This window comes from Ensifer sp. LC384 (genome assembly GCF_001695865.1).
GTDB lineage: Bacteria > Pseudomonadota > Alphaproteobacteria > Rhizobiales > Rhizobiaceae > Ensifer.
Genome location: NZ_MBST01000023.1, coordinates 191,789 through 206,468 on the forward strand (window position 1 = coordinate 191,789; position 14,680 = coordinate 206,468).

Sequence of the window (14,680 nt, forward strand, 5' to 3'; positions counted from 1 at the left end):
TCATGTTTGTGAGCGACTGGTTTCAGCGCGGCAGGATCGTTGATCCCATCAGCGCCTCGTCGATCGCGCGGGCGGCCTGGCGGCCTTCGCGGATCGCCCACACGACGAGCGACTGGCCGCGGCGCACGTCGCCTGCCGTCCAGAACTTGTCGACCGAAGTCTTGTAGTCGCGGTCGTTGGCAACGACATTGGTCGAGCCGCGACGGTCGGTGTTGAGCGTCAGCTTGTCGCCGAGATCCTTCACCACGCTATCGGTGAAGGGGCCGCTGAAGCCGATGGCGATGAAGGCGAGATCGGCCTTGATGATGAACTCCGTGCCGGCGATCGGCTTGCGGCGATCATCCACCTGGCAGCACTTGACGCCGATGAGGTTCCCGTCCTCGTCGCCGACGAACTCCAGCGTCGCGACCTGGAATTCGCGGATCGCGCCTTCGGCCTGGCTGGACGAGGTGCGCATCTTGGTCGCCCAGAACGGCCAGACGGCGAGCTTGTCTTCCTTTTCCGGCGGCTGCGGGCGGATGTCGAGCTGGGTGACCTTGACGGCACCCTGGCGGAAGGCGGTGCCGACGCAGTCGGACGCGGTGTCACCGCCACCGACGACGACGATATGTTTGCCGCCAGCCAGAATGGGCGCGGACGGCCAGCCGGTGCTGTCGATGTTCTCGCGGCCGACCCGCCGGTTCTGCTGCACGAGATAGGGCATGGCGTCATGCACGCCGGCAAATTCGACGCCGGGGATGCCGGCATTGCGCGGCGTCTCGGAGCCGCCGCAATAGAGCACTGCATCGCTACCGTCGATCAGGTGTTCGACCGGCAGGTCGACGCCGATGTTGATGCCGCAATGGAACGTGACGCCCTCGCCCTTCATCTGCTCGACACGGCGGTCGATGAAGTTCTTCTCCATCTTGAAGTCGGGGATGCCGTAGCGCAGCAGGCCGCCGGGCTTGCTCTCGCGCTCGTAGACGTGAACCTCGTGACCGGCACGCGCCATCTGCTGGGCAGCAGCCATGCCGGCCGGGCCGGAGCCGATGACGGCGACCTTCTTGCCGGTCTTGGTCACGGCCGGCTGCGGCACGATGTAGCCCATTTCATAGGCCTTGTCGGCGATCGCCTGCTCGATGGTCTTGATCGCGACCGGCGCATCCTCGAGGTTCAGCGTGCACGCTTCCTCGCAGGGCGCGGGGCAGACACGGCCGGTGAATTCCGGGAAGTTGTTGGTCGAGTGCAGGTTGCGGATCGCCTCGTCCCAGTTGCCGTTGTAGACCAGATCGTTCCAGTCGGGGATCTGGTTGTGTACCGGACATCCGGTCGGCCCGTGGCAGTAGGGGATGCCGCAGTCCATGCAGCGCGCCGCCTGCTTCTGCACTTCGGGTTCCGACATCGGAATGGTGAATTCGCGGAAATGGCGGATGCGGTCGGACGCCGGCTGGTACTTTGCCACTTGCCGGTCGATCTCGAGAAAACCAGTTACCTTACCCATCGTATCATCCTGATAGCTTCGCGTCTGAACAGGCGCTTGAGACAAGCGCGCGTGATGAGCCCCCGAACCCTTCTTAGAACCGGGAGCCCTTTTCACCGGGGCCTCTATTCGGCCGCCTCTGCCATTTTCATGCGTTCCATGTCTTCGAGCGCACGACGATATTCGACCGGCATGACCTTGCGGAATTTCGGCCGGTAGTCTGCCCAATGATCGAGGATCGCCTTCGCCCGGGGCGAGCCCGTGTGGTGCAGGTGATTGGAAATCAGCTGGTACAGCCGCTCTTCGTCGTGACGTGTCATATCGCCGGATACGTCGACCATGCCCTTGTGCATGATGTCGCCGCCGTGGTGATGCAGCTTCTCGAGCATGTCGTCTTCTTCCGGCACCGGCTGCAGCTCGACCATCGCCATGTTGCAGCGACGGGCGAAATCGCCTTCTTCGTCCAGCACATAGGCGACCCCGCCGGACATGCCGGCGGCGAAATTGCGGCCCGTTGTGCCGAGAACGACGACGACACCGCCGGTCATGTATTCGCAGCCGTGGTCACCCACGCCTTCGACGACGGCAATGGCGCCGGAGTTGCGCACGGCGAAGCGTTCGCCGGCAACGCCGTTGAAGTAGCATTCGCCCGATATCGCGCCGTACAGCACCGTATTGCCGACGATGATGGAGTCTTCAGGCACGATCCTGGCGTTTTCAGGCGGCCGAACGATGATGCGGCCACCGGAAAGCCCCTTGCCGACATAGTCGTTGCCGTCGCCCACCAGGTCGAAGGTGATACCGCGCGCGAGGAATGCGGCGAACGACTGGCCCGCCGTGCCCTTGAGGGTGACGTGGATCGTATCATCCTTCAGGCCCTTGTGGCCCCAGCGCTTGGCAAGCGCGCCCGAAAGCATGGCGCCGGCCGACCGGTCGACGTTCTTGATCTCGGCTTCGAAGGCAACGGGCGCCTTGGTTTCCAGAGCTGACTTCGCCTTCTCGATCAGCGTGCGGTCGAGCACGTCGTCGATCGGGTGCTTCTGGCGGCTGGTCCAGTAGGTTTCTTCCTTCGGAGCCTCGACCTTGTGGAAGATCTTCGAGAAGTCGAGACCGTTGGCCTTCCAGTGGGCGAGCGCGCCGTCCTTCTCCAGGAGTTCGGAAGCGCCGATAATTTCATCGAGCCTGCGAACGCCGAGCGAGGCGAGGATCTCGCGCACTTCTTCTGCAACGAAGAAGAAGTAGTTGATGACGTGCTCGGCCGTACCCTTGAAGCGCTTGCGCAGCACCGGATCCTGGGTTGCGACACCGACAGGACAGGTGTTGAGGTGGCACTTGCGCATCATGATGCAGCCGGCGGCAATCAGCGGCGCGGTGGCGAAACCGAACTCGTCGGCGCCGAGCAGCGCACCGATGATGACGTCGCGACCGGTCTTCAGGCCGCCGTCGACCTGAAGCGCCACGCGCGAACGCAGACCGTTCAGCACCAGCGTCTGCTGGGTCTCGGCAAGTCCGATCTCCCAGGGGCTGCCGGCATGTTTCAGCGAGGTCAGCGGCGATGCGCCGGTGCCGCCGTCGAAACCGGCAACGGTGATGTGGTCGGCGCGCGCCTTGGCGACACCGGCAGCAACCGTGCCGACCCCCACTTCCGAGACCAGCTTGACCGAAACATCGGCTTCCGGGTTGACGTTCTTCAGGTCGTAGATCAGCTGTGCCAGATCTTCGATCGAGTAGATGTCGTGATGCGGCGGCGGTGAAATCAGACCGACGCCCGGCGTCGAATGCCGGGTCTTGGCCACGGTCGCATCCACCTTGTGGCCGGGCAGCTGGCCGCCTTCGCCGGGCTTGGCACCCTGGGCCACCTTGATCTGCAGCATGTCGGCATTGACCAGATATTCGGTGGTCACGCCGAAGCGGCCGGAGGCGATCTGCTTGATCGCCGAACGTTCCGGGTTGGTCGAGCCGTCGGGCAGCGGCAGGTAGCGGTCGCTTTCCTCGCCGCCTTCGCCGGTGTTCGACTTGCCGCCGATCCGGTTCATGGCGATCGCCAGCGTCGTATGGGCCTCGCGGCTGATCGAGCCGAAGGACATGGCACCCGTCGAGAAGCGCTTGACGATGTCGGTGGCCGACTCGACCTCGTCGACGGAGATCGGCTTGCGGCCGGCAGCCTCCGCGTTTCTGACGGTGAACAGGCCACGGATCGTGTTCATCCGCAGCGCCGAGTTGTTCACCATCTCGGCGAACTCGCGGTAGCGGTCCTGGGCGTTGCCGCGCACCGCGTGCTGCAACGAGGCGATCGCATCCGGCGTCCAGGCGTGGCTTTCGCCGCGCATGCGGTAGGCATATTCGCCGCCGATATCGAGCGTGTTGGCAAGCACCGGATCGGCACCGAAGGCCGCCTGGTGGCGGGCGACGGTTTCGGCGGCGATCTCTTCGAGGCCGATGCCCTCGATCGTCGTTGCCGTTCCGAAAAAGAACTGCTCGACGAGCTTCGACGACAGGCCGACTGCGTCGAAGATCTGCGCGCCACAATAGGACTGGTAGGTCGAGATGCCCATCTTGGACATGACCTTGAGGATGCCCTTACCGACAGCCTTGATGTAGCGGTAGACCACTTCGCTGCCGTCGACTTCCTTGGGGAAATCGCCGCGCTTGTGCATGTCGGTGAGCGTATCGAAGGCGAGATACGGGTTGATCGCTTCGGCGCCATAGCCGGCGAGCAGGCAGAAGTGATGCACTTCGCGCGGTTCGCCGGATTCCAGCACGATGCCAACCGAGGTGCGCAGACCCTTGCGGATCAGGTGATGGTGCACGGCGGCTGTGGCCAGCAGCGCGGGGATAGCGACGCGGTCCGGACCGACCTGGCGGTCGGAAAGCACGATGATGTTGTAGCCGCCCTTGACCGCCGCTTCCGCACGCTCGCAGAGGCGGTCGAGCATTTCTGGCATGCTTTCGGCACCGCGCGAAATGTCGTAGGTGAAGTCGAGCGTCTTGGTGTCGAACCGGTCCTCGGTGTGACCGATCGAGCGGATCTTTTCCAGATCGCCATTGGTCAGGATCGGCTGGCGCACTTCAAGCCGCTTGGCGTGCGCCATGCCGGCATGGTCGAGCAGGTTCGGGCGCGGACCGATGAACGAGACGAGGCTCATCACCAGCTCTTCGCGGATCGGGTCGATCGGCGGGTTGGTGACCTGCGCGAAGTTCTGCTTGAAGTAGGTATAGAGCAGCTTGCGCTTGTCCGACATTGCCGAGATCGGCGTGTCGGTGCCCATCGAACCTATGGCTTCCTGGCCGGTGGTGGCCATCGGCGACATCAGGATCTTGGTGTCTTCGAGCGTGTAGCCGAAGGCCTGCTGGCGGTCGATGAGGGAAACATCGCGACGCAGCGCGCGCGGCTCCACCGGCTTCAACTCCTCGAGGATCAGCTGGGTATCGTCGAGCCACTTGCGGTAGGGATGCTTGTCGGCAAGCGAAGACTTCACCTCCTCGTCGGAGATGATGCGGCCCTGCTCCATGTCGATGAGCAGCATCTTGCCCGGCTGCAGGCGCCACTTCTTGACGATCTTGCTCTCGTCGACCGGAAGCACGCCGGCTTCCGAAGCGAGGATGACGCGATCATCAGAGGTGACGATATAGCGGGCCGGGCGCAGGCCGTTGCGGTCGAGCGTCGCGCCGATCTGGCGACCATCGGTGAAGGCAACGGCTGCCGGTCCGTCCCACGGCTCCATCAGGGCTGCATGATATTCGTAGAACGCCTTGCGCTCGGGCGACATCAGCTGGTTGCCGGCCCAGGCTTCGGGGATCAGCATCATCACCGCATGCGAGAGCGAGTAGCCACCCTGCACCAGGAATTCGAGCGCGTTATCGAAACAGGCGGTATCCGACTGGCCCTCATAAGAAATTGGCCAGAGCTTGGAGATGTCGTCGCCGAACAGTGGCGAGGACACCGAGGCCTGGCGGGCCGCCATCCAGTTGACGTTGCCGCGCAGCGTGTTGATTTCGCCGTTGTGGGCGACCATGCGATAGGGGTGCGCGAGCTTCCAGGACGGGAATGTGTTGGTCGAGAAGCGCTGGTGAACCAGGGCGACGGCCGACTGGAAACGCTCGTCCTCCAGATCCTTGTAGTAGGCGCCGACCTGGTAGGCCAGGAACATGCCCTTGTAGACGATAGTCTGCGTCGACAGCGACACGACGTAGAAGCCGAGATCACCGCCTTCGGCTTCCGCATAGATGCGGTTGGAGATCACCTTGCGCAGCGTGAACAGGCGGCGCTCGAACTCGGCGTTGGTTGCGGCATCGCGGCCGGCACCGATGAACACCTGGACATGGTGCGGCTCGGTCGCAGCGATGTCAGGGGCCTTGGAAAGCGACGCGTTGTCGACGGGCACGTCGCGGAAGCCGAGCACGTGCTGGCCCTCCTCGGCGACGACTTCATTGATCACGTCCTTGAAGTGGGCGATCAGCTTCTCGTCGCGCGGCATGAAGAGATAGCCGACGCCATACTCGCCGGCCTTCGGCAGGGTGACGCCCTGCTTGGCCATTTCCTCGCGGAAGAAGCGGTCGGGGATCTGCACGAGGATGCCGGCGCCATCACCCATCAGCGGGTCGGCACCAACGGCACCGCGGTGCGTCAGGTTTTCGAGCATGAAGAGGCCGTCGCGCACGATCTGGTGCGACTTCTCACCCTTCAGATGCGCGACGAAGCCGACGCCGCAGGCATCGTGTTCGTTGCGCGGATCATAGAGACCCTGTTTTCGCGGCAGGCCGGACGGGAATGCGGGCGTTTTTTCAGCCGTCGCAACAGTGTGTGCGAGGTTGAGCCCAGATTGCTGTGATGGCGTGTGATCCGTCATCGTCTTCCCTCCTGTTGAACCCGGCACGTCCGGGCATACCTGCGCCCGCGCATGGCTCTCCGTCGCACGCATCCGCGTGCCGCAAAGCCGGGGCATTCATCGTCTCATGATCCTGATCAGGTCGCAAATAATGCACGGCATCATCAGGCATTGATGTTAGTGACCATCCTGATGGCAGGCGTTAACAACCGGATGAAATCCGGCGGATCCCCCTGCGCCACACGCCGATTGCCGATTTTTTGGGCACTTGCGGCGATTGTTCCGGTCCCTAGACCGAAATAGGACAGCAAGACTGTCCTATTTCATGCGCTCTATGCCAGAAACCGCCCCCCTCCGCAAGGGGCATATGAGCAAATATTAGAAGAGATTTTGCCGAACATTGCCGGAAATTTCCCGGTTTTATAATTTAATTACGGCAAACCGACGTTTTCTTCCTTTTGGTTTCAAACTGGTATCCTGTTGGCTTTCATGGCGGACACCGCGATTGATCCGGCTAGGAAGTGGGTTATGGTCGCCCGAACGACGTCGATACGACCGTGAAACAGGACGACATGTGATGATTTTTTCCTCTGACAACTGGGCCGGCGCCCACCCGACCATCGCCCAGAGCCTCGTAACCCATGCCGATGGTTACGCATCCGCCTACGGCACCAGTGAGCTCGACCGCAAGGTGGAGAAAAAACTGTCGGAGGTTTTCGAGCGTGATGTCGCGGTCTTCTTCGTCGGCACCGGAACCGCCGCCAATTCGCTGGCGCTGGCCAGCACCAACCGCGCCGGCGGCGTCACGTTCTGCCACCGCGAGGCCCATGTGACCGCCGACGAATGCGGCGCTCCTGAATTCTTTACCCACGGCTCGAGGCTGAAGCCCGTCGACGGCAAACACGGCAAGATGGACGCATCCCGTCTGGAAGCGGAAATTCGCCGCTACCCGCTCGACAATGTCCATGGCGGCCAGCCGATGGCGGTCACGCTGACACAGGCGACCGAAAGCGGCACCGTCTATTCGCTCGGTGAAATCGAAGCGATCGCAGCGGTCGCCAAGGGGCACAAATTGCCGCTGCACATGGACGGCGCGCGCTTTGCCAATGCGCTGGTCAGCCTTGAGGTGACACCGGCCGAGATGACCTGGAAGCGTGGCGTCGATCTCGTTTCCTTCGGCGGCACGAAAAACGGCTGCTGGTGTGCCGAGGCCCTTGTCCTCTTTGATCTGTCCAAGGCGCATGAGATGCATTTCCTGCGCAAGCGCTCGGCGCAGCTGTTCTCGAAATCGCGCTTCGTCTCCGCCCAGTTCGACGCCTATCTCGCCGGCGACCTCTGGCTCGACCTCGCCCGGCGTTCCAACGCCATGGCACGGCGCCTTGCCGACGGCATCGCCGCGTCGCGCAACAGCCGGCTCGGCTGGCCGGTCGACGCCAACGAAGTGTTCGTCATCCTGAAAAAGGACGTAGCGAAGAAGCTGCAGGAGCAAGGCGCGGTCTTCTACGACTGGCCGGTTCCGCACGATCTCGCCGGAAGCCTGGCGGCCGACGAAGGCCTCTATCGCCTGGTGACGAGCTTTGCCACGAAGACTGACGACGTCGACCGCTTCGTCGCTGCCTGCTGAGGCGAATGCGTAACTCTCCAAACCGGATTCGAAGCGCGGCGCTGTAGCTCAAGCCTGGCCCTGCAGCGTCCGCACCTTCGACAGGATCTCGGTAGAGAGCGCCGCGATCAGCTTCTGATCGGCGCCCTTGCTCGGGACCAGCACGAACTCGACATCCTCCAGCGGCGGCAAGGTACCGGCGGGTATTTCCCGCAGGCCCTGCGGCGCCATGCTGCGCGGCTGGACGAGCACGCCCATGCCCGCCTGGGCCGCGGCCGTCAGCCCGCTGAGGCTGCCGCAGGTGCAGACGATCCGCCACGGCAACCGATGCCGGTCGAGCACCTCGAGCGCCACGCTGCGCGTGATGCTCGGCGGCGGAAAGGCAATCAGAGGCAGCACTCTGTCGCGTTTTATGCGCTCGGGATCGCGCGCCAGCCAGACCAGCGGCTCGCGATAGACCAGCTCGCCACGCGGATCGCCCAGCCGGCGCTTTGCCAGCACCAGGTCGATCTCGCCGCCATCCTGCATCTGGTAGAGCACGCCGCTGAGCGCTACTGTCAATTCGAGCTCCACCGAAGGATGCGCCCGGACGAAATCTTCGAGCACGCCCGGCAGCCGGCTGGTGACGAAATCCTCCGACACGCCCAGCCTCAACCGACCACGAAGGTTGCTTTCGGCAAACAGCGCCTTGACCTCATCATCGATCGCCAGCATCGAACGCGCATGGGCAAGCAGGGCCTGACCATCCGTGGTCAACGCCACCCGGTGCGTGTCGCGGGCAACGAGCTTGCGCCCGAGCGAGGCCTCAAGCCTTTGAATATGCTGGCTGACCGTCGATTGGCCAAGCGCCAGCCTCTCGGCGGCGAGGGTGAAGCTGCCCATCTGTTCGAGCGCCACGAAGCTGCGCAGTTGCACGAGGTCCAGCATGTATTATCCAACTTCGCAATAACTGTTATTGCTTGCATCCTGCTTCATAATGACCTTTCTCGGCAAGACGTCTTTCCATCGAGTCAGTCACAGACATGCGCCGCTACCTTCCCGACACGTTCACCCTGCTTCTGCTCCTCACCGTGCTTTTGGCATCGTTGCTGCCGATCCATGGCGAGGCGACCGCCTGGTTCGCCATCGCGACGAAGGTGGCCGTGGGCATGGTCTTCTTCCTGCATGGCGCGAGGTTGTCGCGCGACGTCGTCGTCGCCGGCTTCCTGCATTGGCGGCTGCATCTGGCGATCCTGGCATCGACCTTCGTGCTGTTCCCGCTTGTCGGCCTTGCAGTCGGCTTCATGCCGTCATCGATCCTGCCGCCGGCGCTCTATACCGGCATCCTGTTCCTTTGCGTGCTGCCCTCGACGGTGCAGTCGTCGATCGCCTTCACGTCGGTTGCCGGCGGCAATGTCCCGGCAGCGATCTGCTCCGCATCCGCCTCCAACATCTTCGGCATGTTCCTGACGCCGCTTCTCGTCGGCCTCCTGTTTTCCGCCGGCGGCCATGGCGGCGTGTCGCTGGATGCGCTGGAACAGATCCTGCTGCAACTGCTGGCACCGTTCATCGTCGGCCAGCTGTTGCAGCCCTGGATCGGCGGCTGGATCCGGGCGCGCAAGGGTTTGCTGTCGCCCGTCGACCGTGGCTCGATCCTCATGGTCGTCTATCTCGCCTTCAGTCAGGCCGTCACATCGGGACTATGGCAGACGTTTTCGCTCGCCGATCTCGGGGGGCTGGTGGCAATCGAAGTGGTCATGCTGGCGCTCGTGCTCGCCGTCACCATGTTCGGCAGCCGCCTGCTCGGTTTCAACCGCGCCGACGAGATCGCCATTACCTTCTGCGGCTCGAAGAAGAGCCTTGCGAGCGGCATTCCGATGGCGAGCGCGATCTTCGCCGGCCAGAACATCGGCGCGATCGTGCTGCCGGTCATGCTGTTCCACCAGATCCAGCTGATGGCCTGCGCGGTGATCGCCCAGCGTTACGCCGCCCGCAAGGAGCCCGACACAGTCGCCGAACCCGTCAGCACATAACAAAAAAGGCGGGGCCCTCGCGGGCGCCGCCTCTTCAGACATAGGGGGCTTGCGGATTAGAGATTCTGAGCCTCGATCTGCTTCGGCTGCGATGCGACCGACGTGATGTCGATCCGGCGCGGCTTGGCGGCTTCCGGGATCTCGCGGGTGAGGTCGATGTGCAGCAGGCCGTTCTTCAGCGAAGCGGACTTGATCTCCACATGGTCGGCGAGCTGGAAGCGGCGCTCGAAGGCGCGCTTGGCAATGCCGCGATGCAGGAACTGGTTTTCCTCGCCCTTGTCCTCGCTCTTTTCGCCCTTGATCGTCAGCGTATGTTCGCGCGCTTCGATCGACAGTTCGGTTTCGTCGAAGCCGGCAACCGCCATGGTGATGCGGTAGGCGTTCTCGCCGGTGCGCTCGATGTTGTAGGGCGGATAAGTCTGTGCCTGGTCAGGCTGGCCGAGGCTGTCGAGCATCGTGAAGAGGCGATCGAAGCCAACGGTGGAGCGATAGAGAGGGGAAAAATCAACGTGACGCATGGTGTCCTCCTGGGAGCAACTGTTTGCGATGTCTGGTCTGCCACCCCATCCAGGCAGCGGCGCGACCGGTGAGCGGACCCGTCATCGGCGTCCGTGAGCAAAACATGGGAATGCGATTTCGTCAGTTCAAGGCATGCCGCCCGAAGATTGTTGGCAGGTGAATGGCGGATGAATGGCAGGTTCGGCCGCGGTTCAGATCGTGGGCGTTAGAACAACCACACTGGGAGGAACTCTCCTGGGGCTGAAGTGACATGTCCCTTCTCCTTCAGCGGCCGGAAACGGTGATCGTCCGGATTTCACCCACCGTTTCCGGCTTTTTTCTTTGACGGCGCCAAGCCCGCCGCCTATCCCTGATGATACCGATCAACGCGCCTTCACCCTGGTTTCATCAGTCATGACCACGATCCTCCGCTCGACACCTGATAATCCGATACCGGACAATCACGTGGCGGGCTTCTTCGATGGAGCCGGTGGCCGCAAGATCCGCTATGCCATCTTCAAGACCAGCACGCCGGTCGCGCGCGGCACCGTGGTCGTGCTGCAGGGCCGCAACGAATCGATCGAGAAATACTTCGAGACCATTGCCGAACTCAACGCTGCCGGCCTCTGGGTCGCCACCTTCGATTGGCGCGGCCAGGCGGGCTCGGAGCGGCTCCTGCCCGATGCCCGGCGCGGCCATGTCGAGCGTTTCTCTGACTACGAGCGCGATCTGACCACCTTCCTCGAGCAGATCGTGCTGCCGGACACCCGGCTGCCCTTTTCCATCGTCGCTCACTCCATGGGCGCGCTGGTCGCGTTGTCGCTCGCCCCGCTGCTTTCGAGCCGCATCGATCGATTGGTGGTGCTCGCCCCCTTTGTCGGCCTCGGCGGGCAGGTGATCGGCGGACGCAGCATCGCCAGCATGGCAACAGTTATGCGCTGGCTCGGCCTTGGGCGGCTGCCGCTGCACGCCGACAAGGGCAATCGCCCCTTTGAAAACAATGTGCTGACCGCCGATCGCCGGCGCTATGCGCGCAACCTGGCCATGACAGAAGCCTATCCGGAATTGCGGCTTGGGCCGCCGTCGGCGCGCTGGCTGACTGAAGCGTTTCGCGCGATGCGACGTGTCGCCCGACGCGAGCACCTCACCCGCATCACCCTGCCGACGATCATCCTGGCACCGACAGCCGACCGCCTGGTGCCGCATCTCGCCGTCGAGTGGCTCGCCCGCAATTTCCGCGCTGCCCATATGATCCCGATCGATGGCGCGCGCCACGAACTGCTGCACGAGGCCGATCGCTATCGCGCCCAGGCCATGGCGGCAATTCTTGCCTTCGTCATTCCCGAGGAGGACGACAAGGACGAAGGCGAAGCGGCCTGACAGAACTCATACCAACCTGCGTTGGTATCAGCCTTTCAGAGTTTCCAGCGCCTGCGCATGCAGCGCGGCGCTGCCGGCAGCGATGACCTCGCCGCCCATTTCCGCCGGGCCACCCTGCCAGTTGGTGATGATGCCGCCGGCCTGCTCGATCAGCGGGATAAGGCCGCCGACGTCATAGGGCTTCAGCCCGCACTCGATCACCAGGTCGACGTGACCGGCCGCAAGCAGCGCAAAGGCGTAGCAATCGCAGCCGTAGCGGAACAGACGCACCTTGTCCTGCAGCGCCTCGAAGCGAATCTTGTTGTCGCCGGTGTAGAGATGCGGCGAGGTCGTGAACAGCACCGCGTCGGAAAGCGTGTCGCAGGCGCGGGTCGAAAGCACCTTGTCGCCGTCGGGGCCGCGATAGAGCGCCTGCTTGCCATCGGCAAGGAAGCGTTCACCGGTAAACGGCTGATCCATCAGGCCCATCACCGCATCGCCATTGCGATAAAGACCGATCAGCGTGCCCCAGACCGGCAGACCGGAGATGAAGGCGCGCGTGCCATCGATCGGATCGATCACCCAGACATATTCGCGATCGAGCCCGACATTGCCATGCTCCTCGCCGAGGATGCCGTGACCGGGGAAATTCGCCTCGATCAGGGCCCGGATCGCAGCTTCCGCCGACTGATCGGCTTCCGTCACCGGGTCGAAACCGCCCTCGAGCTTGTTGACGACGCTCGTGCCGATACGGAAGCGCGGCAAGGTTTCCGCCTTGGCGGCATCGGCGAGACGATCGAAAAAGGAGCGGTCCGGTAGCATGTCACTCTCTTTAGGGAAGGAAACAGGAAGGTCCGACCTGCATAGACGAAATTTGCAGAAAGGCAAACGGCCAGGCGGCAGGCCGTCACCGATCGGACAAGGCGTGGCGTGCCTACTGCATAATTCCTTAAATCGGATCCGATTTAAGGATCAAATTATGCAGCACGTTTAAAGCGTTACAGCGTCCTTTGGCGTCATATTTGACACACGGCGCTGTATCGTTTCAACGCTGTCGATGCAGTGAAATTCCTTTGATGCACTGCAAAAGTTTTCACTGGCTCAACTTGACAATTGTGCAGTGCAATATTAGGGTTTTTCTGCAGTCACTCGTGACTGTAAATACCCTCCTTGGGTGTTTCCTCCCTAGACTTAACCGCGCCACTGGCGCGGTTCTTTTTGAGGTCTACTCCGCGGCAAGCGGCAGATAGGCGCCATAATCCTCGACATGACGCGCCAGCGAAGCAATAAAGCTGGTGAGATCGGCGACCAGCGCGCCGAAACCGGGCTTCCTGGCCAGCGTCGTCTCATCGACATAAAGCCCGCGATTGATCTCGATCTGCAGCGCGTGCAGGCCGCGGCTCGGCCGGCCGTAGTGTTCGGTGATGAAGCCGCCGGCATAGGGCTTGTTGCGGGCAACGGTGTAGCCGAGTTCCTGCAGCAGATCGACGGCCATCCTCGACAGCTCCGCCGCAGCGCTGGTGCCGTAACGATCGCCGACGATGAAGTCCGGCCGCTGGGGGCTGCCCGGTAGCTGCACGTTGCCGGGCATCGAATGGCAATCGACCAACACTGACAGGCCGAACTGGACATGCGTGCGGGCAATCAGCTTGCGCAAGGTGGCATGGTAGGGCTTGTAGATCGTCTCGATCCGCGCCAGCGCCTCTTCGACGGGAAAGCGGCCGCGATAGATTTCCATGTTCTCGGCGACGAGCCGCGGCACGGTTCCAAGGCCGCCGGCCACCCGCATCGAACTGATGTTGGCGTGCGGCGGCACCGGTCCGTCGAACATGCGCGGGTCGAGTTCGTAAGGCTCGCGATTGACGTCGAGGAAGGCCCGCGGGAAGTGCGCCAGCAGCATCGGCGCACCAAGGAACATCGCATTCTGGAACAGCTCGTCGACGTAGTGATCTTCGGAACGGCGGATCGCCAGCGCATCGAGGCGCGACTGATCGAGAAAGGCCTGTGGATAAGAGCGGCCGCTATGGGGCGAGTTGAATACGAAGGGAATCCGCTGACTTGCAGGTTCCAGAACCTCAAACAGCTCCCTCTCCGTCATCTCCCCCATCGGAACCCTTTTTACCATGTCCGGTTCTTGCTGTTGTCATCATGTTGCCAGTTGGTCGGCTCTGTGTCCATAGTGCGCCCACTCCGGTTTCTGGGGAGTTGACGCGCCGCGTTCACGAGATATTTACCCCGTTGCGGTTTGGATAGAACGCCGCAATCCATACGCAATGAATAAAGAGAAGCAACGGCCGAGTTCATGACTGTGAAAATCCTTCTTGCCGAAGACGACAACGATATGCGCCGCTTCCTGGTGAAGGCGCTCGAAAAGGCTGGCTACAAGGTCATGTCCTATGACAACGGCGCCAGCGCCTACGACCGCCTTCGCGAAGAGCCGTTCTCGCTTCTCCTGACCGACATCGTCATGCCCGAGATGGACGGCATCGAGCTTGCCCGCCGGGCGACCGAACTCGATCCGGATCTCAAGGTGATGTTCATCACCGGCTTTGCCGCGGTCGCGCTGAACCCGGATTCGAAAGCCCCGAAGGACGCCAAGGTCCTGTCGAAGCCCTTCCACCTTCGCGACCTCGTCGACGAGGTCAACAAGATGCTGGCCGCCTGACGCCAGACATTTTTTCCACAGCCGCCGCCGCCGTCCGCGACACTTGCTCCGGATCGGCGCGGTTTTCAGATCGACCGCCGCGATCCACAGGGATCTTCGGCGGTCTTTTCATTTCAGTGACTTAGCGTAAAGCCCGGAAATCCGGGGCTTCCCGCGGGCTATAACAGGCGGCGTGCGGCGGCTGAAAACGACCAGACAAATTTCTGTCAAAAAACCTTCGAAAACCCTATTGACGCGACAGCGGGTTCTATGGTC

General features: G+C 62.6%; 10 protein-coding genes. 4 read left to right on the plus strand and 6 right to left on the minus strand.

Annotation, left to right across the window (positions count from 1 at the left end; genetic code table 11):
- Nucleotides 1-22: 22 nt before the first annotated feature.
- The gene (locus tag BC363_RS18595; protein ID WP_065780969.1) at nt 23-1,480 is read right to left on the minus strand and encodes a glutamate synthase subunit beta; all 1,458 of its coding nucleotides are present in this window, start codon (nt 1,478-1,480) and stop codon (nt 23-25) included.
- Between the two features lie 104 nt (nt 1,481-1,584).
- Nucleotides 1,585-6,309 (minus strand): glutamate synthase large subunit, encoded by a 4,725-nt coding sequence (gene gltB, locus BC363_RS18600; RefSeq protein WP_065780970.1) that lies wholly within the window; start codon nt 6,307-6,309, stop codon nt 1,585-1,587.
- Between the two features lie 556 nt (nt 6,310-6,865).
- Between gltB and BC363_RS18605 the strand changes: the two genes are divergently transcribed.
- On the plus strand, nt 6,866-7,912 hold the full coding sequence (locus tag BC363_RS18605; protein ID WP_065780971.1) for a low specificity L-threonine aldolase: 1,047 nt from the start codon (nt 6,866-6,868) through the stop codon (nt 7,910-7,912).
- Nucleotides 7,913-7,960: 48 nt separating this feature from the next.
- On the opposite strand, the gene BC363_RS18610 is transcribed toward BC363_RS18605, so the two are convergent.
- Nucleotides 7,961-8,818, minus strand: coding sequence for a LysR substrate-binding domain-containing protein (locus tag BC363_RS18610; protein ID WP_065780972.1), 858 nt, complete (start codon nt 8,816-8,818; stop codon nt 7,961-7,963).
- 95 nt (nt 8,819-8,913) lie between these two features.
- Between BC363_RS18610 and BC363_RS18615 the strand changes: the two genes are divergently transcribed.
- Nucleotides 8,914-9,903: a bile acid:sodium symporter family protein gene (locus BC363_RS18615; RefSeq protein WP_065780973.1), complete on the plus strand. Its 990-nt coding sequence runs from the start codon at nt 8,914-8,916 to the stop codon at nt 9,901-9,903.
- 56 nt (nt 9,904-9,959) lie between these two features.
- Here BC363_RS18615 and BC363_RS18620 read toward each other — a convergent pair whose 3' ends face one another.
- Entirely contained in the window at nt 9,960-10,421 is a 462-nt protein-coding gene (locus BC363_RS18620) for an Hsp20 family protein (RefSeq protein WP_065780974.1), read from the minus strand.
- A 394-nt stretch (nt 10,422-10,815) separates the two neighbouring features.
- On the opposite strand from BC363_RS18620, the gene BC363_RS18625 reads away from it, so the two are divergent.
- Nucleotides 10,816-11,781, plus strand: a complete 966-nt coding sequence (locus tag BC363_RS18625; RefSeq protein WP_065780975.1) for an alpha/beta hydrolase — start codon at nt 10,816-10,818, stop codon at nt 11,779-11,781.
- Nucleotides 11,782-11,808: 27 nt separating this feature from the next.
- On the opposite strand, the gene hisN is transcribed toward BC363_RS18625, so the two are convergent.
- Both hisN and BC363_RS18635 read right to left on the minus strand, forming a co-directional pair.
- Complete coding sequence (hisN, locus tag BC363_RS18630) at nt 11,809-12,582, minus strand: histidinol-phosphatase (protein ID WP_065780976.1); 774 nt, start codon at nt 12,580-12,582, stop codon at nt 11,809-11,811.
- A gap of 403 nt (nt 12,583-12,985) precedes the next feature.
- Nucleotides 12,986-13,867 carry an N-formylglutamate amidohydrolase gene (locus BC363_RS18635; RefSeq protein WP_065780977.1) on the minus strand — a complete coding sequence of 294 codons (882 nt, stop codon included), beginning with the start codon at nt 13,865-13,867 and terminating at the stop codon, nt 12,986-12,988.
- A gap of 195 nt (nt 13,868-14,062) precedes the next feature.
- Here BC363_RS18635 and cpdR1 point away from each other — a divergent pair, with 195 nt between their 5' ends.
- Nucleotides 14,063-14,425, plus strand: a complete 363-nt coding sequence (cpdR1, locus tag BC363_RS18640) for a response regulator CpdR1 (RefSeq protein ID WP_025424823.1) — start codon at nt 14,063-14,065, stop codon at nt 14,423-14,425.
- Nucleotides 14,426-14,680 lie beyond the last annotated feature (255 nt).

Excerpts from the sequence above, each read along its gene's own strand:
- BC363_RS18595 (WP_065780969.1), bottom strand. The coding sequence starts at position 1,480 with ATGGGTAAGGTAACTGGTTTTCTCGAGATCGACCGGCAAGTGGCAAAG.
- gltB (WP_065780970.1), bottom strand. The coding sequence starts at position 6,309 with ATGACGGATCACACGCCATCACAGCAATCTGGGCTCAACCTCGCACAC.
- BC363_RS18605 (WP_065780971.1), top strand. The coding sequence starts at position 6,866 with ATGATTTTTTCCTCTGACAACTGGGCCGGCGCCCACCCGACCATCGCC.
- BC363_RS18610 (WP_065780972.1), bottom strand. The coding sequence starts at position 8,818 with ATGCTGGACCTCGTGCAACTGCGCAGCTTCGTGGCGCTCGAACAGATG.
- BC363_RS18615 (WP_065780973.1), top strand. The coding sequence starts at position 8,914 with ATGCGCCGCTACCTTCCCGACACGTTCACCCTGCTTCTGCTCCTCACC.
- BC363_RS18620 (WP_065780974.1), bottom strand. The coding sequence starts at position 10,421 with ATGCGTCACGTTGATTTTTCCCCTCTCTATCGCTCCACCGTTGGCTTC.
- BC363_RS18625 (WP_065780975.1), top strand. The coding sequence starts at position 10,816 with ATGACCACGATCCTCCGCTCGACACCTGATAATCCGATACCGGACAAT.
- hisN (WP_065780976.1), bottom strand. The coding sequence starts at position 12,582 with ATGCTACCGGACCGCTCCTTTTTCGATCGTCTCGCCGATGCCGCCAAG.
- BC363_RS18635 (WP_065780977.1), bottom strand. The coding sequence starts at position 13,867 with ATGGGGGAGATGACGGAGAGGGAGCTGTTTGAGGTTCTGGAACCTGCA.
- cpdR1 (WP_025424823.1), top strand. The coding sequence starts at position 14,063 with ATGACTGTGAAAATCCTTCTTGCCGAAGACGACAACGATATGCGCCGC.